At 71.1% G+C, this 24548-nt stretch carries 14 protein-coding genes and 1 pseudogene; 9 read left to right on the forward strand and 6 right to left on the reverse strand.

From position 1 onward, the window contains the following. Together D7X12_RS21025 and D7X12_RS21030 are read left to right on the forward strand one after the other, a co-directional pair. The coding region (locus tag D7X12_RS21025) for an amidohydrolase family protein (RefSeq protein ID WP_244224677.1) at positions 1-3310 on the forward strand (3310 nt) is incomplete at its 5' end. Between the two features lie 409 nt (positions 3311-3719). After that, positions 3720-4160 (forward strand): hypothetical protein, encoded by a 441-nt coding sequence (locus tag D7X12_RS21030; protein WP_120627062.1) that lies wholly within the window; start codon positions 3720-3722, stop codon positions 4158-4160. 3 nt (positions 4161-4163) lie between these two features. On the opposite strand, the gene D7X12_RS21035 is transcribed toward D7X12_RS21030, so the two are convergent. Then, positions 4164-7415: a PAS domain-containing protein gene (locus tag D7X12_RS21035; RefSeq protein WP_244224680.1), complete on the reverse strand. Its 3252-nt coding sequence runs from the start codon at positions 7413-7415 to the stop codon at positions 4164-4166. Between the two features lie 63 nt (positions 7416-7478). Continuing rightward, positions 7479-7934 (reverse strand): annotated as a pseudogene (locus tag D7X12_RS45510) (PAS domain-containing protein); the annotation flags it as partial. Between the two features lie 417 nt (positions 7935-8351). Here D7X12_RS45510 and D7X12_RS21040 point away from each other — a divergent pair. Beyond that, positions 8352-9827 (forward strand): M20/M25/M40 family metallo-hydrolase, encoded by a 1476-nt coding sequence (locus tag D7X12_RS21040; protein WP_120627063.1) that lies wholly within the window; start codon positions 8352-8354, stop codon positions 9825-9827. Between the two features lie 4 nt (positions 9828-9831). Here the strand turns inward: D7X12_RS21040 and D7X12_RS21045 are convergent, their stop codons facing one another. Then, a complete protein-coding gene (locus D7X12_RS21045) occupies positions 9832-11619 on the reverse strand; it encodes an MDR family MFS transporter (protein ID WP_208719181.1) in 1788 nt (595 codons plus the stop codon). 216 nt (positions 11620-11835) lie between these two features. On the opposite strand from D7X12_RS21045, the gene D7X12_RS21050 reads away from it, so the two are divergent. The 4 genes from D7X12_RS21050 (at position 11836) to D7X12_RS21065 (ending at position 18624) form a co-directional block, all read left to right on the forward strand. Further along, entirely contained in the window at positions 11836-13848 is a 2013-nt protein-coding gene (locus D7X12_RS21050) for a lysyl oxidase family protein (RefSeq protein ID WP_120627064.1), read from the forward strand. An 82-nt stretch (positions 13849-13930) separates the two neighbouring features. After that, positions 13931-15988 (forward strand): lysyl oxidase family protein, encoded by a 2058-nt coding sequence (locus D7X12_RS21055; RefSeq protein ID WP_120627065.1) that lies wholly within the window; start codon positions 13931-13933, stop codon positions 15986-15988. A gap of 164 nt (positions 15989-16152) precedes the next feature. Beyond that, entirely contained in the window at positions 16153-17379 is a 1227-nt protein-coding gene (locus D7X12_RS21060; RefSeq protein ID WP_120627066.1) for an ABC transporter permease, read from the forward strand. A gap of 24 nt (positions 17380-17403) precedes the next feature. Further along, a complete protein-coding gene (locus D7X12_RS21065; protein ID WP_120627073.1) occupies positions 17404-18624 on the forward strand; it encodes an ABC transporter permease in 1221 nt (406 codons plus the stop codon). A 91-nt stretch (positions 18625-18715) separates the two neighbouring features. Here D7X12_RS21065 and D7X12_RS43470 read toward each other — a convergent pair whose 3' ends face one another. The 3 genes from D7X12_RS43470 to D7X12_RS21075 all read right to left on the reverse strand — a co-directional run bounded on the left by D7X12_RS43470 (position 18716) and on the right by D7X12_RS21075 (position 21029). Next, entirely contained in the window at positions 18716-18889 is a 174-nt protein-coding gene (locus D7X12_RS43470; protein ID WP_167509022.1) for a hypothetical protein, read from the reverse strand. A gap of 94 nt (positions 18890-18983) precedes the next feature. Further along, positions 18984-20168, reverse strand: a complete 1185-nt coding sequence (locus tag D7X12_RS21070) for a Fic family protein (RefSeq protein WP_120627067.1) — start codon at positions 20166-20168, stop codon at positions 18984-18986. A 126-nt stretch (positions 20169-20294) separates the two neighbouring features. Next, complete coding sequence (locus D7X12_RS21075) at positions 20295-21029, reverse strand: hypothetical protein (RefSeq protein ID WP_120627068.1); 735 nt, start codon at positions 21027-21029, stop codon at positions 20295-20297. 250 nt (positions 21030-21279) lie between these two features. Here D7X12_RS21075 and D7X12_RS21080 point away from each other — a divergent pair, with 250 nt between their 5' ends. Together D7X12_RS21080 and D7X12_RS21085 are read left to right on the forward strand one after the other, a co-directional pair. Next, positions 21280-22524 (forward strand): phospholipase D-like domain-containing protein, encoded by a 1245-nt coding sequence (locus tag D7X12_RS21080; RefSeq protein ID WP_120627069.1) that lies wholly within the window; start codon positions 21280-21282, stop codon positions 22522-22524. 279 nt (positions 22525-22803) lie between these two features. Further along, positions 22804-24548, forward strand: a 1745-nt coding sequence (locus tag D7X12_RS21085) for a DUF4091 domain-containing protein (protein ID WP_244224679.1), incomplete at its 3' end; no start/stop codon positions are given.

The raw sequence follows: 24548 nt of genomic DNA on the forward strand, positions 1-24548 counted from the left end.
GGAGCCGCCCCCGCCGCCCGGGCCCAAGGACACCGCGCGCGACGCCGCCCGCGCGAGCGAGGGGGACGGAGGCATGCCCGCCACCGCCGAAGCCCCGAAGCCCGACGCGAAGAAGGAGACCTGGAACGTGGATGCGCCCCCGGGTGCGCAGGCCACGCAGGTGCCCATCGACGTGCGCGAGGGCACGTGGCTGAACGTGGACGTGAGCCCGCGCGGGGATGAGCTCGTCTTCGACCTGCTGGGCGACGTGTACACGCTGCCCATCGCGGGCGGCGAGGCGAAGGCCCTGACGTCCGGCGCGTCCTGGGACATGCAGCCGCGCTACAGCCCGGATGGGAGGTCCATCGCGTTCACGAGCGACCGGGGCGGCGGCGACAACCTCTGGGTGATGAACCGCGACGGATCCGACCCGAAGCCCGTGACGCAGGAGAAGTTCCGGCTGCTCAACAGCCCGGCCTGGAGTCCGGACGGACAGTACCTGGTGGCGCGCAAGCACTTCACCGGCCGGCGCTCGCTGGGCGCGGGCGAGGTGTGGATGTACCACCGCGCGGGCGGCGAGGGCGTGAAGCTCACCGAGCGCGCCAACGACCAGAAGGACCTGGGCGAGCCCGCGTTCTCCCCCGACGGCCGCTACGTCTACTTCAGCCAGGACGTCACGCCGGGCAGGTCCTTCGAGTACGACAAGGACCCCAACAAGGAGATCTACGCCATCCAGCGGCTGGACCTGGAGAAGAAGGAGGTGGAGCCCTTCGTCACCGGCCCGGGCGGCTCCATCCGGCCCACGCCCTCACCGGACGGCAAGCAGCTGGCGTTCGTGCGGCGGGTGCGCACGAAGAGCGTGCTGTACGTGGCGGACGTGGCGTCCGGGGCGGAGCGGCCGCTGTACGACGGGCTCGACCGGGACATGCAGGAGACGTGGGCCATCCACGGCGTGTCTCCGGTGATGGCGTGGACGCCGGACAACAGGTCGCTGGTGTTCTGGGCGGGCGGGAAGCTGAACCGCATCGACGTGGCGACGAAGAAGGTGACGCCCATTCCCTTCCACGTGAAGGGGACGCGCACGGTGTTCCAGACGGTGCGCAGCACGCGCCCGGCGGCGCCGGAGCGCTTCGACGTGAAGATGCTGCGCTGGATGCAGGTGTCACCGGATGGCAGACGCGTGGTGTACCAGGCGCTGGGCCGGCTGTACGTGAAGGACCTGCCGTCGGGCACGCCGCGCAGGCTGACGCGGCAGAACGAGCACCTGGAGTTCTTCCCGTCGTTCTCCCGCGACGGGCGCTCCATCGTCTACACGACGTGGGACGACGACAAGCTGGGCGCGGTGCGCATCGTCGCGGTCACGGGCGGCGAGGGCCGCGTGGTGACGGCGCAGCCGGGCTTCTACGTGGAGCCCGCGCTGAGCCCGGATGGGAAGTCGGTGGTGTACCGGGCCACGGGGGATGGCTACCTGATGCCGGGCACGTGGAGCCGGGAGACGGGGCTGTTCGTGGTGCCCGCGGCCGGGGGCAGCGCCGCGCGCAAGCTGACGCGGGACGGGGAGCAGCCGCACTTCGGGGCGAAGTCGGACCGGGTGTACTTCCTGCGCGTGGAGGAGAAGGAGACGGAGGACGCGCGCACGCTGCAGAGCATCGCGCTGGACGGGGGCGAGGAGCGCTCGCACTTGAAGAGCGCGGGGGCGCTGGAGATGCGGGTGTCGCCGGACGACCGGTGGGTGGCCTTCCGCGAGGACTTCAACGCGTACGTGACGCCCTTCGTGCGTGGCTCCAAGGAGGCGATGGTGGGGCCGGGCACCAAGGCGATGCCGGTGACGCAGGTGAGCCGTGACGCGGGCGAGTACCTGCACTGGTCCGGGGACGGCGCGCGACTGTCGTTGCACTGGGCGCTGGGGCCCAGGCTCTTCACGCGGGCGCTGAAGGACACGTTCACGTTCGTGGACGGCGCGCCGAAGACGCTGCCGCCGCCTTCGTTCGAGGGGGTGGACGTGTCGTTCTCCGCGAAGTCGGACGTGGCGGAGGGGACGCTGGCGCTGGTGGGCGGGCGCATCCTCACGATGAAGGGCGAGGAGGTGGTGCCCGAGGGCGTGGTGGTGGTGAAGGGCCACCGCATCGTGGCGGTGGGTCCGGTGGGGAAGGTGGCGGTGCCGGCGGGGGCGAAGGTGGTGGACGTGAAGGGCAAGACGCTGATGCCGGGCCTGGTGGACGTGCACTGGCACGGGCGCATGGGTGTGGACGGGCTGATGCCGGAGCAGAGCTGGGTGCAGGCGGCGTCGCTGGCGTTCGGGGTGACGACGCTGCACGACCCGTCCAACCAGACGGAGACCATCTTCGCCGCGAGCGAGATGGGCAAGGCGGGGATGCTGACGTCGCCGCGCATCTTCTCCACGGGCACCATCCTGTACGGGGCGGCGAGCGCGGGCGCGCACGTGGAGATCGACACGTTGGACGACGCGCGCCGGCACCTGCGGCGGATGCAGGCGGTGGGGGGCTTCAGCGTGAAGAGCTACAACCAGCCCCGGCGCGACCAGCGGCAGAAGGTGCTGCAGGCGGCGCGTGAGCTGGGGATGTTGGTGGTGCCGGAGGGCGGCTCGCTGCTCCAGCACAACCTGACGATGGTGGTGGACGGGCACACGGGCGTGGAGCACTCGCTGCCGGTGGCGCGCATCTACGACGACGTGCGCCAGCTCTGGAAGGCCACGCGGACGGGCTACACGCCGACGCTGGGCGTGTCCTACGGCGGGCTGATGGGGGAGAACTACTGGTATCAGAAGACGAACGTCTGGGAGGACACGCGCCTGTTGTCCTTCGTGCCCCGGCGCGTGGTGGACGGCCGGTCTCGGCGCCGGGGGATGGTGCCGGACGACGAGTTCAACCACCAGAACGTGGCGCGCGTCGCGAAGGAGCTCAACGACCTGGGCGTGAGCGTGCAGCTGGGCGCGCACGGGCAGCGCGAGGGATTGGCGGCGCACTGGGAGCTGGCGATGTTCGTCCAGGGCGGCATGACGCCGTTCCAGGCGCTGCGCGCGGGCACGCTGAGCGGCGCGCGCTACCTGGGGATGGACGCGGACCTGGGCTCGCTGGAGGCGGGGAAGCTGGCGGACCTGGTGGTGCTGGACAAGAACCCGCTGGAGGACATCTCCAACAGCCGCACGGTGCGCTACACGATGGTGAACGGGCGGCTGTACGACGCGAACACGCTGAACGAAGTGGGCACGCGGCAGCGCACGCGCGGGAAGTTCTTCTTCGAGAAGGACGGCAACGAGGGCTGGAGTCCGAAGGCCTCCACGCATGCCAATGAGCAGGTATGCGATTAGGGTGGTTGCTGTGTTTGTGCGCCGTGGGCTGCGCGGTCGGCCCACGGCAGTACCGACAATCCCTGGGTCCTGGGCCGGGGCCGGGCTGCGTCAGCACGGTGGATTGTCAGTGCAAGGAAGGGGTGGTGGTGGCCTGCGAACAGCTGGGAACCGCGCCCCGTCCCCGGATGCCGCCTCCGTTGCCACCGCCCGGGGCGGCGGAGGAGGCGCGCGAGAAGGAGAACGAGCGACGCCGGAACTCCTGCGGTGATGACTACGTTCGCTGCATCGATGCGGGTGGAGGAGGCTTGCCTGGCCGGGTACAGGGCGAAAGCCGGTGTGACTCCTGCCGGGCCTACTGTATGGCCCATGGCTTCTGGCCCACCTCCATCTACACCTGGAACGGGGAGCCATTGAAATGCCCAGGAAGATGAAAGAAGCCTTCGCCGACCCGTCCCTGCACGACCCGCACTGGCGCGCCTTCATCCTGGACATGGAGAACACGAGTGCGCGCAGGGAGTGGCGACGCTTTCGCGCGGACCTCAGACGACTGGAGCAGCGCCATACCGGACGGGTGCCCACAGCCCCAATGCACCGCGCCCTCGCGGAGGATGTGTTCTTGTGTGCCGCGCACTGGGAGCAGACTCCACGCATCGTGCGCGGCGCGCTGCGTGCGTTGCTGCGATACCCGCTGCGGTTCGCGCTCTACTCGTTCGTGGCCGCGGAGTACTGGCGCTGGGCCTCCAGGGTTTCCCCAGCGGATCTGCCCGCCGCCGAGGCCATGCTCGCGGAGGTCCGCGCGTACCTGCCCTCCCTGGACGAACACGAGCGCTGGAACACGCAGGGCCTGCTGGCCTCCCTGAAGCGCTGAAGCTCAGCGCGGCGCGGCCACCTGGGCCAATGCCTGCTCAATCTGCGGCAGCGCGTAGGGCTTGGGCAGCACCACCACGCCCAGCCACTGTCGCGGGTCTCCGTCCAGCGCCGCGCGGCCGTGGCCGGAGGCGATGATGATGCGCATGGCGGGCTTGCGCAGCGCCACCTCGCGCGCCAGCTCCAGGCCCGACATGCCCGGCAACGTCACGTCCGTGAAGAGCACGTCGAACGGACCCGCCGCCAACGCCACCCGCGCCTCCTCCGCGCTCGCCACCGGCAGCACGTCGTGCCCCAGGAACCCCAGCAGCTCGCTCGCGGACTCGCGGATGTCCTCGTCGTCCTCCACCAGCAGCACGTGCATCCGCCGCGTGGACCCCTGCGTCGCGGGCGGCGCCACGCGCGGCTCCGGCTCCGGCTGCGTCCCCCGAGCCAGCGCCGGTGTCTCCAGCCTCTCCTTGCGCGGGTCCAACAGCGCCCGCACCTTGCGCGCCAGGTCCTCGCGCCGGTACGGCTTGCTCAGCAGGTTCACGCCGGGGTCCAACCGGCCGCCGTGCACGATGGCGTTCTCCGTGTAGCCCGACGTGAAGAGCACCTCGATGTCCGGATGGAGGATGCGCGCCTGCCGCGCCAGCTCCGGGCTGCGCACCGGCCCCGGCATCACCACGTCCGTGAAGAGCAGGTCCACCGCCACGCCGCTCTTCAGGATGGACAGCGCGCTCTGCCCGTCCACCGCGCGCAGCACCCGGTAGCCCAGCTCCGTCAGCAGCTCCACCACCGTCGCCCGCACGTCCGCGTCGTCCTCCACCGCGAGGATGGTCTCCTGTCCGCCCTCCACCGGCCCCGTCACCACCTCCGGCACCGGCGCCTCCGCCTGGAAGGCACGCGGCAGGTACACCTTCACCGTCGTGCCGTGCCCCACCTCGCTGTAGATCTTCACGTGGCCGCCGGACTGCTTCACGAACCCATACACCATGCTCAGCCCCAGGCCCGTGCCCCGGCCCTCCGGCTTCGTCGTGAAGAAGGGCTCGAACGCGCGCTCCAGCACCTGCGGCGTCATGCCCCCGCCCGTGTCCGACACCGCCAGCAGCACGTACGACCCGGTCATCACCTCCGGGTGCTGCTGCGCGTAGTGGTCGTCCAGCGCCGCGTTGCTCAACTCCAGCGTCAGCTTGCCGTGGCCCTTCATCGCGTCGCGCGCGTTGATGGCCAGGTTCAGGATGACGTTCTCCAACTGGTTCGGATCCGCGAGCGTGTTCCACAGCCCGCCGCTGATGACCGTCTCCAGCTCCACGTCCTCGCCCAGCGCGCGGCGCAACAGGTCGTCCATGCCCCGCAGCAGCCGGCCCAGGCTCAGCGAGCGCGGCTCCAACGGCTGCCGCCGCGAGAACGCCAGCAACTGCCCCGACAGCCGCGCGCCCCGCTCCACCGCGCCCAGCGCCGTGCGCACCCGCTGCAGGCCCCGCTCGTTGTCCGCCACGTCGCGCTGCAGCAGCTGGAGGTTGCCGCCCACGATTTGGAGCAGGTTGTTGAAGTCGTGCGCCACGCCCCCCGTGAGCTTGCCCACCGCCTCCATCTTCTGCGCCTGCCGCAGCTGGTCCTCCGTCTGCCGCTGCTCGGTGACGTCGCGCCCGCTGGCGTACAGCACGCCGTCCTCCGGCACCGGCACCGCCGTCCAGGAGATGCGCCGGTGGCCGCCCGTCTTGCACCGGTAGGCGCTTTCGAAGTGCAGCGTGGGCCGGCCCCCCGCCAGGTGGGAGACCTCTTCGCGGGACCGCGCGTAGTCGTCGGGGGCCTCCAGCCACTCGGACGTGCGCCCCAGCAGCTCCGCCTCCGTCCACCCCAGCATCCGCGTCCAGGCCGGGTTGACGCTGATGAAACGGCCATCCCGCAGGTCGCCCACCACCAGCAGGTCCTGGGACACGTTCCACACCCGGTCCCGCTCCCGCGTGCGCTGCGCCACCCGCTGCTCGAGCGTCTCGTTGGCCTGCTTCAGCTCCGCCTGCGCCCGGAGCCGCTCGATGGCCGCCCAGACGCGGTCGGCCACGTCGCGCGTGAACTCCAGCTCCTCCGCCGTCCACTCGCGCGGCTTCGTGTCATGGAAGTACAGCAGCGCCACCAGCTGGCCGTGCTCCATCAGCGGCACGTTGCACAGCGCCCGGACACCGATGCGGCGCAGGGACTCCACCCCTTGCGCCGTGCGCGGGTCCTTCCGCACATCCGCGATGGCCACCGTCTCGCCGCGCCGCATGTCCTCGAGGAAGGCCCCGTAGTCTGGGAAGCGGTGCACCCCCGCGATGCTCAGCGTGCCCGAACCGCGGAGCCACCCGGGGGGCAGGGTCACCAGCTCGTGGGTGGTGTCCACGGCGCCATAGCCCGCGCGCGACACGCCCAGGAAGCGCCCCACCACGTCCATCGCCACGAGCGCGGCGGCGTCCGGCGTCTGCGCGTCGCGCAGCCGGTCCCCCATCTCGATGAGCGCCGCCTGCCGCAGCGCCGCCCGCTTGCGCTCGTCCACGTTGACGACCACCCCCGGGAAGCGCAGGGGCTTGCCCGTGGGCGCAAGCTCGCAGTGCCCGCTCGCCTCCACCCACCGGTAGACGCCGTCCCACTGGCGCACGCGGTACTCCGCGCGGTACGCCCCGCCCGAATTCAGCGTCTGGGCAATCAATGCCTCCACTGCGGGCCGGTCCTCCGGGTGCATGGACGCCACGAAGACGTCCAGGGGCAGCCCCTCCCGGGCCTGCAAGGCATTGAGCGAGAAGGAGCGCGCGAAGCGCTCGTCCACGATGACGCGGTTGGCGGGCACGTCCCACATCCAGGTGCCAATCACCACGTCGGAGTTCAACGCCAGCCGCACGCGCTCGTTGGCCTCGCGCAGCGCGTCCTCGGACTGGCGGCGCTCGGTGACGTCCTGGACGACGCCAATCAGCTGCACCGGACGGCCCTCCGCGTCGTGCACGAGCGACGCCCGCCGGGAGATCCACCGCACCTCGCCGGAGTCCGGCTTGCGGATGCGGTACTCCACCGACGGAATCACCTGCCCCGCCGCCCGCGTGCGCGTGTTGGACACCCGGTGCCGGTCCTCCTCCAGCACGAGCGCCTCCAACACCGGCGCGAGCACGGTGTCCGTGCGCGGCACGCCGTACACCCGGCAGAACTCCGGCGTCACCGTGGCGAGGTTGGTGGCCACGTCGAGCGTGAACACGCCAATGCCACCCGCCTCCTGCGCCAGTCGCAACTGTTCGCGCTTCACGCGCAGGCGCTCCTCGGCGCCGCGGTTCTGGGTGATGTCCTGCGAGACGCAGACGGCGAAGAGGGGCCGGCCCGCCTCGTCCTTCGCCCGCGAGACATGGTGGTGCACCCAGACGGTGCCGCCGTCCGGCCGCGCGTGGCGGTTCTCCACGGAGAAGGGCTCCCCCGTCTCCCACAGGTGCTGGAAGAGGGCGGCGCTGCGCTCGCGGTCCTCCGGGTGGGTGAGCTCCAGCAGGGAGTGCCCCACCACCTCCTCGCGCGGATGCTGCAGCAGGTCACAGAAGCGCTGGTTCACCAGCACCAGCGTGCCCTCCAGGTCCAGCTGCGAGATGCCCACGCTGGCCTGATGGAAGAGCACCGCCATCCGCTCGCGGTCGAACGCGTGCGCGGGCCGCGGGGGTCTTCCGGCTCCGGCTTCGGCTCCGGAATCCTCCTCCAGGCCGGCCTCGCGCAGCCGGGCCCGAAGGCGTTGCACCTCCGCCCTCAAGGCCTGTTCGGTGTCGGAAGGAGGGGCACTCATCTGTGGGGAGGCCGGGGCGGGGGCGACCTTCGGCGGCGGAACTGTGTCCCGGTCCTCAGGGGTGGGCAACGGAGATTTCCGTACGCTTCATTCCCCCAGGCTTCGCTCGCGCGCTCAAACCACCGGAATCACGCTGCGCGGCCCTGTTGTGAAGCGGGCATTCCGAACACTCCCATCGGACTCCGGTCGTAATGCGCACTTCATGCCTTGACGCTGCGAAGAATTTCTTTAAAGAATGCACGCACGTCCTCTTCTTCTCGAAGGTGGCGTATGTACCGGTCCTCGCGTTCCCCAACCGCGGAACCGGTGCGTGACGTCCCAGTTGAGCCCCGCGCGCCGCGTTCCCCCTCTCGGCGCGCGGTGGCCCCTGGGACTTTCCGCCTCCGCCTTCCTCTCCCAGCAACTTCGAGGATTTGCGTGTCCACCTCTGTCTTTGCCCTGCCTGTCTCGCTGGCCCTGCACCTGCTCACCTCGGCGGCGCCGGCTTCCCCGTCACCCGCCACCGCTCCCGTGAAGCCGGCTCCGGCCTCGGCCGTGAAGGGGCTGAGCGCCGCGCAGCGGGAGGCCGCGGGGCGGCTGGTGGGCCCGGCGCTCACGGAAGGCCACGCGTACGCGCGGCTGGCGGAGCTGACGGACGGCGTGGGTCCGCGCCTGTCCGGCTCCGACTCCGCGGAGGCCGCGGTGCAGTGGGCGCTGCGCTCCTTCAAGGCGGACGGGGTGAAGGCGTGGAAGGAGCCGGTGAAGGTGCCGCACTGGGTGCGCGGCGAGGAGCGCGGCGAAATCGTCGCCTCCGAGCGCACGCGGGGCCTGCCGCTGTCGCTGATGGCGCTGGGCGGCAGCGCGCCCACGCCGCCGGAGGGGCTCACCGCGGAGGTGGTGGAGGTGGACTCGATGGAGGCCCTGGCCGCGCTGGGGGACCGGGTGAAGGGGCGCATCGTCTTCTTCAACCACACCATGTCGGAGGCGGCGGACTACGGCCGCTTCGCGGGGATGCGCAGCCGGGGTCCGGCGGCGGCGGCGAAGCAGGGCGCGGTGGCCGCGCTGGTGCGCTCGCTGGCCACGGCGTCGCTGCGCACGCCGCACACCGGGGCCACGCGCTTCGATGACGGCGGGCCGCGCGTGCCCGCGGCGGCGGTGTCGGTGGAGGACGCGCTGACGCTGCACCGGATGCTCGAGGGCGGGACGGTGAAGGTGCGGCTGGTGCTGGGGTGCTCGGAGCTGCCGGACGCGGACTCGTCCAACGTGGTCGCGGAGGTGCGCGGCCGGGAGAAGCCGGATGAGGTGGTGCTCCTGGGCGCGCACCTGGACTCGTGGGACGTGGGCACGGGCGCGCACGACGACGGCGCGGGCGTGGTGATGGTGATGGAGGCGGCGCGCCTCATCGCGAAGCTGCCCCAGGCGCCCCGGCGCACCGTGCGCGTGGTGCTGTTCATGAACGAGGAGAACGGCCTGCGCGGAGGCCGCGCGTACGCGGAGGCCCACGCGAAGGAGCTGCCCAAGCACGTCGCCGCGCTGGAGATGGACGCGGGCGGCGGGCCGCCCCTGGGCGTCAGCCTGCACGCGGGGCCGGGCGGTGAGGCGCTGCTGCGGCCGTGGCTCGCCCCGCTGGATGGGCTGGGCGCGGGCCGGTTCATGCACGGCCATGCGACGGGCGCGGACATCAGCCCGATGGAGCCCGCGCGCGTGCCCTTCGTGGGCGTGCGCGTGGACAGCAGCCGCTACTTCGACGTGCACCACTCCATGGCGGACACGCTGGACAAGGTGGACCCGCGGGACCTGTCGCGCAGCACCGCCGCCGTGGCGTGGGTGGCGTACGCGCTGGCGGAGGCGCCGGGCCTGCTCGCGCGCCCCACCGGGCCGGAGGACGACGGCCCGCCGCCGAAGAAGAAGTAGCGCACTACCGCGTCACGGGCCTGCCGGGGCCACGCCGCAGGGGCAGCTCCGGCAGCAGCAGCGTGACGAGCAGGGCGGCCAGCGCGACGAAGAGGGCGAAGCGGTACACCGCCGTCGTCGCGCGGGTGAAGGACTCCTTGAGCGCGCGCTCCACGCGGTCCACGGTGGAGAGCGCGTGCGCCTCGTCCGCGTCCACCCGCGCCCGGGCCTGTGCGCCCTCGGGGCCGGGGAGGGATTGGGAGGCCTGCCGCTCCTCGGCGAAGCCCTGACGCAGCCTCGCCTTCACTGCGTCGGGCTGGAACCGCTCGCCCGCGGGTGCGCTCTCACCGCCGCCCAGGCCACCGCCAAGGCCTCCGGGTGCCGCGGCGCGCAGCTCCTGGCGCACGTCCTGGGGCAGCCCCTGCGTGGCCTGCGCGGTGCGCGCTGTCATCTCGCGGCCCAGCGTGCCCGCGAACACGGTGCCCAGCAGGGCCACGCCCACCGTCATGCCCAGCTGCCGGAAGAAGGTCGTGGCGGACGTGGCCACGCCGATGCGCTGGGGCGGCACCGCGTTCTGCACCGCGACGGTGTACAGCGGGATGGACGGGCCCAGCCCCAGCCCCACGAGCACCATCTTCACCGTCACCTCCGCCTGGCTGGAGTCGGGCGTCAGCGTGAAGGCCATCACCGCGAACCCGACGCCCAACAGCAGCAGCGAGCCCAGCATCACGGCCTTGTAGCGCCCCAGCCGCGACACCAGCTGTCCGGACAGCACGTTGCCCGCCACCACGCCCAGCGTCAGCGGCGTGAGCGTCAGCCCCGAGTGCGTCGCGGACAGCCCCACCACGTTCACCATGAACAGCGGCAGGAAGGTGACGGACGCGAGGAACACCGCGCCAATGATGAACACCGCCGCGTTGCCCGCCGTGAACGCGCGCAGGCGGAACAGCGAGGGGTCCAGGAGCGGCTCCTTCGCGCGGCGCTCCCGCCAGACGAACAGCCCCAGGCCCACGGCCGACAGCGTGAACAGCCCGAGGATGGGCGCGGAGCCCCACGCGAACCCACCCGGCCTGGGCGTGGCCGCCCCATGGCCCAGGCTGAGCGCGAGCAGCAGCGGCACCACCGCCACCGCCAGCCACAGCGCGCCCGACAGGTCCAGCCGGCTGCCGTGCACGCCCTCGGGCTTGAGCGGGGGCATGCGCAGGAAGATGAGCGCGAGCGCGAGCGCGCCCACCGGCAGGTTGATGAAGAACACCCAGTGCCAGCCCAGCGCGTCGGTGATGAAGCCGCCGGCCAGCGGGCCAATGACGCTGGACAGGCCGAACACCGCGCCGAACAGGCCCTGGTACTTGCCCCGGTCGCGCGGCGGGAACAGGTCCGCCACCACCGCCAGCGAGCCGGTGAAGAGGGCCGCGCTGCCCAGGCCCTGCACCGCGCGGCAGAGGATGAGCGTGAGCGTGGAGCGGCACACGCCGCACAGGAAGCTGCCGGTGAGGAACACAAGGATGCCCGCCACCAGCACCGCGCGCCGCCCCAGCAGGTCCGACAGCTTGCCCCACACGGGCACCATCATCGTGGAGGCCACGAGGTACGAGGTGGTGAGCCACGGGTAGTGTTCCGGCGCGATGTGCAGGTCCGCCTGGATGGCCGGGCCCGCGGTGGCCACGATGGTCTGATCCAACGCGGCCAGCAGCAGCCCCAGCAGCGCGCCCGACAGGGTGAAGGCCTTCTGCGAGCGGCTGAACCGCTCGGAGGCCGGCGCTGCGACGTCAATGGGGCCAGGGTCGGCGGTATGGGCGGCGGTGTCGGCCATGGCGGTCGGGTACGCGCTCGCGCGCTGCCCGCGGAAACCTGGGGATGCCAGGGGAGGGTGGCCATTTCCGCCTGCCCGGCTGCCCCCCTGCCAGCGCGCGGAAAACCCATCAGGGCGCAAGGGTCATTTCCAGGACATCGGGCGGTGGCTCTATCCTCCGGGCCTTTGCGTGTCGGACGCACCGGGTCGGCGGTCGTGTCCCCCAGGAAGTGACGAATGCGGATCCGTGGAGCGCTGGCCTGCGCCGTGCTGTTGACGATGGTGACGGGCTGCAAGGACGACCCGAAGCCCCTGCCCGATGCGGGCTCGCAAGACGCGGGCTCTCAAGACGCGGGCTCTCAAGACGCGGGCCCGCAGGACGACGGCGGCACGCCTGATGCCGGCGGGCCCACCCTCTCCGAGACGCCGCGCTGGCAGGTGTCCGGCGATGCCACCCCGGCCTCGGCCTGCTTCGGCCGGAGCGTGGCGCTGGGCGACCTCAACGGCGACGGCCGCGCGGACCTGCTGGTGGCATCCCCGCCGTGCACGAGCGGGCCGACGGACCCGGGCCGCGTGTCGCTGTACGCGGGCGAAGCGCGCGACTTCTCCCAGACACCCGTCACCACGACGATGACGTGGGTGCATCCCAGTCCGCGCACCTCGGGCTACCAGCTCACCGTGTCCACGGGCGACCTCGACGGGGATGCGTACGCGGACGTGCTCGTGCGCGGCTACTACGGCGTCAGCGTGTTCAAGGGCGGGCCGGACCTGTCCCAGGTGCTGGCGCAGCCGCTGTTCCGCGTGCTGGACGTCTCCACCACGCGCTTCAGCAGCGCGCACCTGCTGGACCTGGACGGTGACGGGCTGGACGAGCTCATCGTCACCACCAACACCGGACGCAGCACTGTCTATCGCTACACGCCCGGCGCCGCGGAGGGTCCCTTCACCAACGTGCAGGTCTTCTCCGGCTACCCTTCGCCCGCGGGGGACACGGACGGGGACGGCACCCAGGACATCTTCAGGTCGACCGGTGGGGGGGCCCTGGAGATGGGACTCTTCCTGGGTTGCAAGCAGGGCTGTGAGGGCCCGCTGACGCTCCAGCCGGTGTGGAAGGGCACGGCGGCGGGGATGAGGGCGCTGCCGGACCTGAGCGGGGATGGCCGTCCGGAGCTGCTCGTGAGCCTCAATGGCAGCCAGCGCCTGCACCTGTCCGACGCCGCGCTCCAGGGGTATTCCCCCACGCCGGTGTGGCAGATGATGGACGACGCGACCTTCCCCGTCTTCGGCTACTCCGTCCTGCCGGCGGGCTCCATGGTGGAGGGCAGCACGGGCCATGACTTCGTGGCGACCGCCATCGGGCGCGTGTACCTCTTCCGCCCCACGGAAAACGTGTCCGGTCCGCTGGAGCCCCTCTGGGCGTGGCCGCGCGCCAACCGCCTCCAGCCCGGGAAGTCGTTGGGCTTCGTCGCCCCGAGCGTGGCGAGCGCGGGCGACCTGGACGGCGACGGCCATGACGACCTGGTGGTGGGCATCCCGCCGGAATCGGATGGCACCCACTTCCCCGGCCGGGTGCGGGTGTACGGCGGCGGCGCGGTGCCCGCCCTGGACGAGCCTGCCCCCGCGCTGGTCCCGACGAAGACGTGCAACCTCGCGGTGGATCCGGTCAATGGCAAACCTGACTTGACGGTGGACCGCGACGTGCTCGCGCGCTCGCTCTACATCGAGCGCCGCACCTTCGCGCAGGACTCGTGCGAGGTGCTCGAAGGCTGCGTGCCCGCGGGCGGTGAGCGGCGCCTGCTGCGCTTCACCACGTCCATCATGAACATGGGCACCGGTCCGCTGGTGGTGCCGTCACCGGAGGAGCGGCCGGACCTGTTTGTCTATGACGCGTGCCACCTGCACGACCACCTGAAGGACTTCGCGGGCTATGCGCTGAAGGACGCGTCAGGCACCACCACCGCGGTGGGCCGCAAGCAGGGCTTCTACATGGTGGACTACACGCAGTACTGCGCGGATGGCGGCCCGTTCACCTGGTACGACCCGCGCACGGGCATCTCGCCCGGCTGGTCGGATGTCTACACCGCGGACACCGCGTGCCAGTGGTTGGATGTCACCGGCACGCCGGACGGCGAGTACACGGTGCGCGTGGGCGTGGATGAGAATCACATCGTGGACGAGGCCGACGTGCTGCCCAACGAGGTCACCGTGAAGGTGCGCCTCACCGGCGACACGGTGACCGTGCTGCCCTGACGCACGTGCATCATTTTCCCGCGAGGGGGCTCCAGGGAGTGCACGCCGGAATCGCGGCTGATGCTTTCCCTGGAGCTGACGAATGCGGATGCGAAGCACGTGGGGCTGTACGGTGGTGTTGTTGCTGGCCGTGACGGGCTGCAAGGGAGATCCGAAGCCCCAGCCCGATGCGGGCATCCCTGACGCGGGCTCGCCAGACGCAGGCTCGCCAGACGCGGGCATCCCTGACGCGGGCCCGTCAGAGGACGCGGGCACCCCCGATGGAGGCGGCACCGCCACGCCCACCCTCTCCGAGACGCCGCGCTGGCAGGTGGCCGGAGACGGCCTCGTCCCCGAGGAGTGCTTCGGTCGCTCCCTCGCGCTGGGCGACCTCAACGGCGATGGGCGCAAGGACCTGCTGGTGGCGTCGGGGCCCTGCCAGGGTGTGCAGACAGTCCCGGGGCGCGTGGCGGTGTACGCGGGGGAGGCGCCCTTCTTCTCTCCGACCCCCATCACCACGACGATGACGTGGGTCCACCCCAGCCCGCGCACGTCGGGCTACAAGCTCACCGTGTCCACCGGCAACCTCGACGGGGATGCGTACGCGGACGTGCTGGTGGTGGGCGCCTATGGCGTCAGCGTGTTCAAGGGCGGGCCGGACCTGTCCCAGGCGCTGGCCGAGCCGCTGTTCCGCGTGCCGGACGCCTCCACCACGCGCTTCAATGGCGCGCAGCTGCTGGACCTGGATGGCGACGGGAAGGATGAACTCGCCGTCGCCACGCTCGCCGGGGAGCTGACCGTGTACCAGGCCGCGTCCGGGGCGGCCTTCGCCCCCGTGCGCACGCTGTCCGGTGCCCCGAAGCCCGCGGGCGATACGGACGGGGACGGAGCCCAGGACCTGCTGGTGACCCACGACGACTTCACGGCGGAGCTCTTCCTGGGGTGCAAGCCGGGCAGCCCCCGCGCGTGCACCGGACCGCTGACGACCGCACCCGTGTGGACGGGCAACGCCGAGCGCTTCCACGCGCTGCCCGACCTGAGCGGCGACGGACGCCCGGAGGGGTTCATGGTCCTGGATGGCAGCCAGCGCCTGCACCTGTCCGACGCCGCGCTCCAGGGCTACGCACCGCAGGCCACCTGGCAGCTGATGGACGACGCGGTGTTCCCGCTGCTCGGCCAGAACTTCCTCTCCTTCGGTCCGTCCATCATCCCCGTGGGGTCCATGGTGGCGGGCAGCACGGGCCACGACTTCGTGGCCACCGCCGTCGGGCGCGTGTACCTCTTCCGCCCCACGGAAAACGTGTCCGGTCCGCTGGAGCCCGTCTGGGCGTGGCCGCGCTCCAACCGCCTCCAGCCCCAATGGAACATGGGCTACAACTACCTGGGCGTGGCGGCCGCGGGGGACCTGGACGGCGACGGCCATGGCGACCTGGTGGTGGGCATCCCGCCGGACAACGGCGGCACCGGCTTCCCCGGCCGGGTGGTGGTGTTCGGCGGCGGCGCGGTGCCGGATTCCACGGAGCCCGCGCCCGCGCTGGCGCCCACGAAGACGTGCAACCTCGTGGTGGATCCGGTCAACGGCAAGCCGGACCTGACGGTGGACCGGGACGCGCTCGCTCGGTCGCTCTACGTGGAGCGCCGCAGCTTCGCGGCGGACTCGTGCGAGGTGCTCGAAGGCTGCGTGCCCGCGGGCGGTGAGCGGCGCCTGCTGCGCTTCACCACGTCCATCATGAACATGGGCACGGGCCCGCTGGTGGTGCCGTCACCGGAGGAGCGGCCGGACCTGTTCGTCTATGACGAATGCCACCTGCACCACCACCTGACGAACTTCGCGGGCTACGACCTGCGAGACGCTTCGGGAGCCTCCACCTCGGTGGGCCGCAAGCAGGGCTTCTTCATGGTGGACTTCACCCAGTACTGCGCGGACGGCCAGCCCGCCGCCTGGTACGACCCGGGCACGGGCATCTCTCCCGGCTGGTCGGACGTCTACACCGCCGACCTCCCCTGCCAGTGGATGGACGTCACCGACACCCCGGACGGCGAGTACACGGTGCGCGTGGGCGTGGATGAGAACCACATCGTGGACGAGGCCGACGTGCTGCCCAACGAGGTCACCGTGAAGGTGCGCCTCACCGGCGACACCGTGACCGTGCTGCCCTGAAAACCGGGGAAACCCCCTGGGCGGGCGGGCTGGCGTGAAGGCCGCGTGCAAGGCCGCGTGCAATGACCGGCCGTTCGCGGCGTAGAGTGCCTGACGCGGCCCGCCCACCGGCGTTCCGGTGCGGTGGGCCGTGCGGCCTCCAGCGAGCGCAAAGGGGTGGTTTCGTGAATTTCCGGGTCGACGTGTGGGAGGGCGCGCGCATCGCGCTGTCCTCGCTGCGCTCCAACCGGCTGCGGACGGTGCTCACGACGGTGGGCATCGGCGTGGGCGTCTGCACGCTCCTGGCCATCGTCGGCATCATCCAGGGCTTGAACAGCTCGTTCTCGGAGCAGCTGGGGAAGATTGGCTCCAACACCCTCCAGGTGTCCAAGTTCCCCTGGGTGATGAACGGGGACTGGTGGGCGTACCGCAACCGCAAGCCGCTGTCGCTGGAGCTGCTGGACCCCATGCGGGCCAGCTCCGAGCACGTGGTGGCGGTGGCGCCCATGTACTTCGAACAGGGAGAGGTGTCCTTCCAGCAGCGCAAGCTGGCCTCCATGCAGATCATGGGCACCAGCCCCGACTACTCCCTGACGTCCAGCGTGGAGATGGCGACGGGGCGCTTCCTCACCGACGCGGACGTGGACAACCGCTCCGCCGTGGCGGTGCTGGGCGCGGAGGTGGTGAAGGTGCTCTTCCCGGGCATCAACCCGGTGGGCCACCGCGTCCTGGTGGACAAGCGGCCCTACCGCGTCGTTGGCACCATCGTGGAGCGTGGCACGGTGCTGGGGCAGAACATGGACCTGGTGGTGATGCTGCCCTACCCCGCGTTCATGGGGCAGTTCGGCACCAAGCGCGACCTCACCATCGTCCTCGCGGTGGACCAGCAGGAGAAGGTCCCCCTCGTGCAGGACCGGCTCACGGAGACGCTGCGCCGCGAGCGCAGCACCAAGCCCGGCGCGCCGGACGACTTCGCCATCAACCGGCCGGACCAGCTGGCCAGCATGTACGCGCAGCTCACCGGCGCGCTCTACGGCGCGGCCACGGGCGTGGGGCTCATCACGCTGCTGGTGGGCGGCATCGGCATCATGAACATCATGCTGGTGTCGGTGCGCGAGCGGACGCGGGAGATTGGCGTGCGGCGGGCGCTGGGCGCGCGCAGGCACACCATCATCCTCCAGTTCCTGATGGAGGCGGCCAGCGTGTCCGCCGTGGGCGGCGCGCTGGGCACCGCGGTGGGCATGGGGCTCGCGTGGCTCGTGTCGTACCTCACGCCGCTGGCGGCGTCGGTGCAGCTGTTGACGGTGGTGGCGGGCGTGGGCTTTTCGGCGGTGGTGGGGCTGCTGTTCGGCATCTGGCCGGCGGCGCGCGCGGCGAACCTGGATCCGGTGGAAGCACTCCGCCACGACTGAAGCAGGGAGACACCGGCGATGTGGATGGCATTCTGGGACACGGTGCGGCTGGCGTTCGGGACGTTCCGCTCCAACCCGCTGCGCTCGTTCCTGACGCTGCTGGGCATCGTCATCGGCGTCACCACGGTGGTGGCGATGATGTCCATCATCGAGGGCCTGAAGAACCAGGTGAACAACCAGCTGTCGGAGCTGGGGACCAACTGCTTCCAGGTGCAGCGGCTGCCCTTCGGCCAGGGCAACCTGTCCGCCGCGGAGCTCGCGCGCCGGCCGCGCCTGGGCTACCCGGACCTGGAGGCCATCCGGTTGCAGCCGTCCATCCTCCTGGCCGCGGCGGAGGACTCCAAGGGCGGCCAGAAGGCCTCCACGGCGGAGCGGGAGACCCGGTCCAACGTGCACGTCTGGGCGGGCACGCCGGAGTACTTCGAGACGAACTCGGTGAGCATCGCCACCGGGCGGCCCTTCACGGACACGGAGTTCGTGGACGGGCGCAACGTGGCGGTGGTGGGCGCGGACCTGGCGGACACGCTCTTTCCCGGCATGGAGCCGCTGGGGCGCCAGTTCCGGCTGCAGGGGCGCACCTTCCTGGTGGTGGGCACGCTCAAGCGCCGGGGCGGCATCATGGGTGGGGGCAGCCAGGACAACCAGGCCATGATTCCCCTCTCCACGTACGCGGGCATCTTCGGCATCCGGGACTTCCGGGTGAGCATCCAGGCGCGCTCGGCGGAGGTGCTCCAGCGCGCCCAGGATGAGGTGACGCTGCTCATGCGCCGGCGCCACGGGCTCAAGCCGGAGGAGACGGATGACTTCTTCATCTTCTCCAATGCGAGCACCACGGAGATGTTCAACAACATCTCCGCGGCCATCTCCGCGGCCAGCTTCGGCGTGTGCCTGCTGTCGCTCCTGGTGGGCGGCATTGGCATCCTGAACATCATGCTCGTCGCGGTGACGGAGCGGACGCGGGAGATTGGCATCCGCAAGGCGCTTGGGGCCAAGCGCTACCGCATCCTCGCGCAGTTCGCGCTGGAGGCGGTGGTGCTGTCGCTGGTGGGCGGCGCGCTGGGCGTGGCGCTGGGCGTGGGCCTGTCGCTCCTGGCGCGGTGGATGGTGAAGCTGCCCACGGAGGTGCCGCTCTGGTCCGTGGTGGTGTCGCTGGCGATGAGCTGCGGGGTGGGGCTGGCGTTCGGCATCTACCCGGCGGCGCGCGCGGCGAAGCTGGACCCGGTGGACGCGATGCGCTCCGAGTAGTCCTGCTGCCCGCCGTCCTCCGGCGCGAAGAAGGCCCCGACCCGGCGGCAGCGGGTGGGGCCCGGGCGTCACGGTCGCTGCCCGCGAGTGATTACGGGCAGGGGTACGTACAGGTGATCTGCCCGGTGATGGGGTTCTTGAAACAGGTGGGCGTGCAGTCCTGCGCGGTGGCGGAGGACGGCGCGACGGCGATGCCCACGCCCATCACGGTGGCGACGACAGCGGCGAGGAACGCGACGTGACGGACATGCTTGCGAGCCTGCATGGTGTCTTCTCCCTGGGGGTGTGTTCGTGCTGCGAGGCGAACTCTAGGGATGCCGTCTGACAACGCCAAGCGGTGGGATGCCAGGGCCGCGCGCCTACGACGACCCCTGCAACGGAGTCGTCCCCTCGTTCAAGATGGCGAGGTAGCCGTGGTACGCGAAGACGCGGCCTCGCTTGCGTCCGGTGACCTCCTCCACGATGCCCAGACGTTTCAGGTCCGCGAGCGCCGCGTTCACCGTGGGGGCGGTCAGTCCGGTCCGTTCAACGAGCTGGTTCGACGTGACATACGGTTGCGTCTGCAGCAGCTCGTGCACACGGAGCGCCGAACCGGCGCGCTCGCTCTCCGCCGTGATGTGCTCCCGGTCGTGCTTGAAGAGTTCGATGATTCTTGTTGCCGCGTCGAACGCCTGGTTCGCCGTCTCCTCGACGCCCTTGAGGAAGAATTCGAGCCAGGCCTCCCACGCGCCCTGCTCGCGCACCTCCTGGAGCAGCCGGTAGTAGTCGGCCCGGCGCGTCTTCAGATAGAGGCTCAGGTAGAGCAGCGGCTTGCGGAGCACTCCCTGGACGCACAAGTAGAGGGTCACGAGGAGGCGGCCGATGCGACCATTGCCGTCGAGAAAGGGGTGGATGCTCTCGAACTGCACATGCAGGAGCCCCGCCTTGATGAGCGCCGGCAGCCGGGACTGCTCCTCGTGCATGAAGTTCTCAAGGGCGCGGAGGCAGTCGTCGAGCTCCGTCACTGGAGGCGGAACGTAGAGAGCATTTCCGGGCCGGGTTCCTCCAATCCAGTTCTGTGAGCGACGAAACTCACCCGGATCCTTCGTGGCACCGCGTCCACCCTGCAGCAACCGCGCATGCATCTCTCGGATGAGCCGGAGCGAGAGGGGCAACTCCTTGAGCCGCTCGAGCCCGTACATCATCGCGTCGACGTAGTTGGAGACCTCGCGGATGTCGTCAATGGGCTGGCCCTCCTTGGCCTCGGTCTCGAATTGGAGCAGGTCGGAGAGCGTCGACTGCGTTCCCTCAATCTGCGAGGAGAGCACTGCCTCCTTGCGCACATACATGTAGAGGAACAACTCCTGGCGCGGCAGGAGCATCGTGATTCCATCGAGGCGGCCCAGCGCCCGCTCAGCTTGGCTGAGCCGGTCCAGAAGCCCCAGGACGTCGATAGGAGGAACAGGCGGCAAGGGCTGCGGGACGAACGACCGCACACGCTCCCCGGCGGCGGTCGTCTCCACGAACCGGCCCATTCTCGAAGGCGCAGATGAAAGGTCCGTCATGCGCCCAGCATTCGAACAGGGCTTATTTAAATCAACAGGCGTTTACTTAAATAGCCCCCTTTCTAAGGAAAGCAGCCTTTAATAGGTCAATTTCCATAGTAATTCCAATGGGTTGAGCCGAGCCCTTCACTGCCGCGGCGTGCGGCTCCACTGGTAGCCCAGCGTGGCGCCGGTGCCGATGCAGGTGTACGCGAGGTAGCGGCGCACGAACTCCCAGCGCTCGCTGGTGCCCGCCAGGCGCCGCAGGGCGGCGTGCGCGGCGAGCCCCACCAGCATCCCCGCCGCCGCGCCGCCGAGCGCGCCCAGGTACGCGTCGCCGCGCTGTTCGCTGCCTCCAAAGGCGACCTCTCCCATGCCCCACGTGCCGAGCGCGGCGAACGGCGGCGTCACCACGAAGGCGGCGCTGAACGCGCCCACCTCCAGGTCCAGCCAGCGGCCCTGGGGATAGGAGGGGTGGACGAAGAGGAACCGTCCGGTGACGGAGGCCAGCAGGGTGCCGGCGGCGGCCTCGGCGGCGGTGGCGCCCAGGCGCGGGTCGCCCCCCACGCGGGTCGCGGCCCACGCGGTGCCCAGGGGCAGGAGCGTGAGCGCGCCGTGCGCGGCCCGGGTGCCACGCGACAGCGGTGCGTCCGTGTCGGGTTCACCGTGGGGGATGAACGGCCGCAGCTTCCGTGGAGGCACGGCCGGAGACTCGGGCACCGTGTCCATGAACGGCACCTCCGAGACGGTGGGCTCCAGCGGGGGCGGAGGCTCCTCCGCCGGGGGCATGGGGATGTCCGCCGGAGGGGGCGCTTGCTGCGCAGGCCGTGCCTCCGCCGCGAGCACGGCCGGCCCGCCCAGCAGGACCGCCAGGAGGAGCACCCGCTCCCCCCGGCTTTGTGCCGGTTCCTTCCCCCGTCGTCCCATGCCCGTGTCCGTCCTCCGGTGCGCGGGTCGCCTCCACCCGTCGCTCCAAGCAGTGCGCATGCGGCGCGCCGGACACCACCCGCGGCGTGAGACACCGGTGGCAACCGTCCAGCGGTGGACGGAGCCCGGGGCCCTTCCCGCGCTTCCTTCAGTCCCCTGCACGCGGTGGATGCACCGGACGGAGGATCGCCCTAGCGTCGGGGCCTTGCGGCTGGCCTGGCTCATCCTGTGTGCCCTGCTCGTGGCGGGGTGCCCGTACCCGAACCACCGACACGACCTGCGTCTGCGCTCGCTGCCGGAGGACCCCGCGGCGCGCGACGTCGCCATCACCCAGACGCTCGGGGTGCCGCTGGAGCCGGGCAACGGCGTGGAGCTGGTGCTGAACGGGCGGGTCTTCGACGTCATCGAGGCGGAGATCCGCGCCGCCCGCTCCAGCATCCACATCGCCAGCTACATCTGGCGTCCGGGCATCCCGTCGGACCGGCTGCTCATCGCGCTGCGCGAGCGCAGGCCCGGTGTGCAGTGCCGGGTGCTGGTGGATCCGCTGGGCAGCGTGAACTTCGAGGTCGTGGCTCCGGTGCTGACGGACGCCGGCTGCGAGGTGCGCATCTACCGTCCCATGCAGGGCACGGTGACGGCCCTGGACGCGAGCCGCATCCGCGCGCGCATGCACCGCAAGCTGGTGATCCGCGACGGCGAGGTGGGGCTGACGGGCGGCTTCGGCATCTGGCGCAGCTGGCTGGGCAACGGCGACGCGCCGGACGCCTGGCGCGACACCAACGTGCGCGTGCGCGGGCCCGCGGTGCGCGGCATGCAGCTGGCGTTCGCGCGGAACTGGCAGGAGTCCGGCGGGGACTTCCTGCCGCCGGAGTCCTTCCCGCAGCTCACGCCAGCAGGCGACGCGCGCGCGTGCTTCGTCGCCAGCACCGGCCACCGCTTCCTGTCGGAGGCGTCCAGGATGTGGCTGCTGTCCATCGCGTCCGCGAAGAGCCGGCTGTGGATCGCCAACTCGTACTTCCTGCCGACCGAAGCCATCAGCGACGCGCTCATCGAGAAGGCGCGGCAGGGCGTGGACGTGCGGGTGCTGGTGCCGGGCCGCCACCACGACGTGGGGCCCGTGTTCGCCGCGCAGCGCGCGTCCTACGCGCGGCTCCTGGAGGGCGGCGTGCGCATCTGGGAGTACGAGCTGTCGATGATGCACTCCAAGACGCTGCTCGCGGACGGCCTGCTGAGCGTCGTGGGCTCCACCAACCTGGATCCGCTCGCGCTCAACCACACCGACGAGGGCTCGCTGATGGTGGAGGACCCGGCGCTGGCGGAGCTGCTGGAGGCCTCCTTCGAGGAGGACTTCACCCACTCCGTGGAGATCCACTGGCAGGGCTGGAAGCGCCGCGGCCTGCTCCAGAAGCTGGGCGAGCAGCTCCCGGGCCTCATCGGCGATTTCCTATGAGCCGGACGCCGCGCCAGACGTGAGAGCAAGCCGCCGGCTGGCCCCTGTTGCCGGCGCATTGCGTCTGGGAATGGCGCCAACCCCCCAACACACGGGCCCTGGAGCGCTGGCCCGTCCGGGCGGGGGGCCATCAGGGGGGCACGACATCCGTCGCCATTCACTGTCGGTGCGCATTCATTTCGCATGTTGGCGATTCGACTGTTCGGTCTCGCATGTCTGTCATTGTCCGTGGCCTGGCCGGTGTTCGCGGCAGGGCCCTCGGTCTGGGGGGAGGGGATGATGGTGAAGGTCCGACCGGACGCCACCGCCCCCGGGAGCGCCACGGAGGTGCGCCTCACCGCCGCGCGCAACGAGTTCGTCTCCTTCCAGGTGGCGCTGCACGGCGGTGACACGGGCCTCCAGGGCGTCCGCGCCCGGCTGCCCGCGCTGGAGGGCCCCATGACGCTGACGGGGCCGGACGTGACGCTGTACCGGCAGGCGCTCCTCACCACGCGGCCGACGTCCGGCTTCGAGCAGGCGGCGGGACAGTGGCCGGACGGGCTGGTGCCGGACACGGATGAGGTCGCAGGCGAAGCGCGCCGCGCGTTCCCCTTCGACGTGCCCGCGGGCGAAGCGCGCGCCCTCTGGGTGGACGTGCACGTGCCCCGGGATGCGCCGCCCGGCGACTACACGGGCACGGTGACGGTGGAGGCGGACGGAGGCTTCCAGCGGCAGGTGACCGCGAGGCTGACCGTGGTGGACGCGGTGATGCCGAGCACGTCCTCGCTGTCCTCGGCGTTCATGCTGTCGGCGCCGCAGGTGTGCCGCGCGCACCTGGGCCGGGAGGACTGCTCGCCCCGGGAGCTGCAGCCCCTGCTCGCGCGCTACCAGCAGCTGGCGCTGGAGCACCGGCTCACGCTGCCCAACATCTTCCCCCGCAGGCCGTGGCCTCCGTCGTGGAGTGACTTCGACGCGACGTGGGGTCCGTACCTGGACGGCACCGCGCCCACGCGGCTGTCCGGCGCGCGGATGACGAGCCTGGAGTACGGCGGCCCGCCCACCCCCGAGGACCTGCAGGACTTCACCGCGCACATGCGCGAGCGGGGCTGGCTGGGCCAGGCCTATGCTTCCATTGGCGACGAGCCGCCCTACGGGTCGAGCTTCGAAGAGGTGCAGGACACCGGAGCGCTGGTGCGGCGGGCCGCCCCCGACCTGCGCACGATGCTGACGACGAACTCGATCAAGCTGAAGACCCACGCCCTGGGGCCCCTGGTGGACATCGTGGTGCCGCTGGTGAACCACCTGGACGGCACGGAGCCGGGCTTCGTGGGGGACCAGAGCGCGACGTACACGGAGTTCCTCGCGCGTCCTGGAGCGGAGTTGTGGGCGTATCAGAGTTGCATGAGCCACGGCTGTGCGCCGGGGACCAACATGCCGGAGAACCTGCCGGGGGCGGGCTGGCCGTCGTACATGGTGGACCGCTCCGCGGCGAAGGCGCGCGCGATGGAGTGGGTGACGTTCCTCCAGGGCGGGACGGGCGAGCTGTACTACGAGACGGTGGGGATGCTCCCCACGGCGTGGACGGACCAGTTCTGCTTCAACGGCAACGGGGACGGGACGCTGTTCTACCCGGGCACCCCGGCTGCGATTGGCGGGACGACGCACGTGCCGGTGCCGTCCCTGCGCCTGAAGCTCATCCGCCAGGGGATGCAGGACTACGAGTGGCTCAAGGCGGTGAGCGACGCGGGGGACCCGGACTTCGCGCGCAGGGTGGCGCGGGAGCTCATCCCTTCCGCGTCGCGCGTGCCGGACGACGGCGCCGCGTTCGATGCGGCGCGGCTGCGGCTCATCCAGCGCTATCAGGAATTGACCCGGGACGACCCGTCGGCACCGGAGATGGGCGGGCCTTCCGACCCGTCTCCGACTCCGACTCCGGGGCCGGTGGAGTCGCCGGCGCATGGCGGGCCGGTGGCGGCGCTGGAGGCGAAGGCCCCCACGGGGGGCTGTGGGATGAGCGGCGGCGGTCCGGTGGTGGTGGCGGGCGG

Origin of the sequence: Corallococcus sicarius (assembly GCF_003611735.1) — a bacterium.
Classification (GTDB): domain Bacteria; phylum Myxococcota; class Myxococcia; order Myxococcales; family Myxococcaceae; genus Corallococcus; species Corallococcus sicarius.

Excerpts from the sequence above, each read along its gene's own strand:
- D7X12_RS21065 (WP_120627073.1), top strand. The coding sequence starts at position 17,404 with ATGGCATTCTGGGACACGGTGCGGCTGGCGTTCGGGACGTTCCGCTCC.
- D7X12_RS21055 (WP_120627065.1), top strand. The coding sequence starts at position 13,931 with ATGCGGATGCGAAGCACGTGGGGCTGTACGGTGGTGTTGTTGCTGGCC.
- D7X12_RS21050 (WP_120627064.1), top strand. The coding sequence starts at position 11,836 with ATGCGGATCCGTGGAGCGCTGGCCTGCGCCGTGCTGTTGACGATGGTG.
- D7X12_RS21070 (WP_120627067.1), bottom strand. The coding sequence starts at position 20,168 with ATGACGGACCTTTCATCTGCGCCTTCGAGAATGGGCCGGTTCGTGGAG.
- D7X12_RS21030 (WP_120627062.1), top strand. The coding sequence starts at position 3,720 with ATGAAAGAAGCCTTCGCCGACCCGTCCCTGCACGACCCGCACTGGCGC.
- D7X12_RS21045 (WP_208719181.1), bottom strand. The coding sequence starts at position 11,619 with ATGGCCGACACCGCCGCCCATACCGCCGACCCTGGCCCCATTGACGTC.
- D7X12_RS43470 (WP_167509022.1), bottom strand. The coding sequence starts at position 18,889 with ATGCAGGCTCGCAAGCATGTCCGTCACGTCGCGTTCCTCGCCGCTGTC.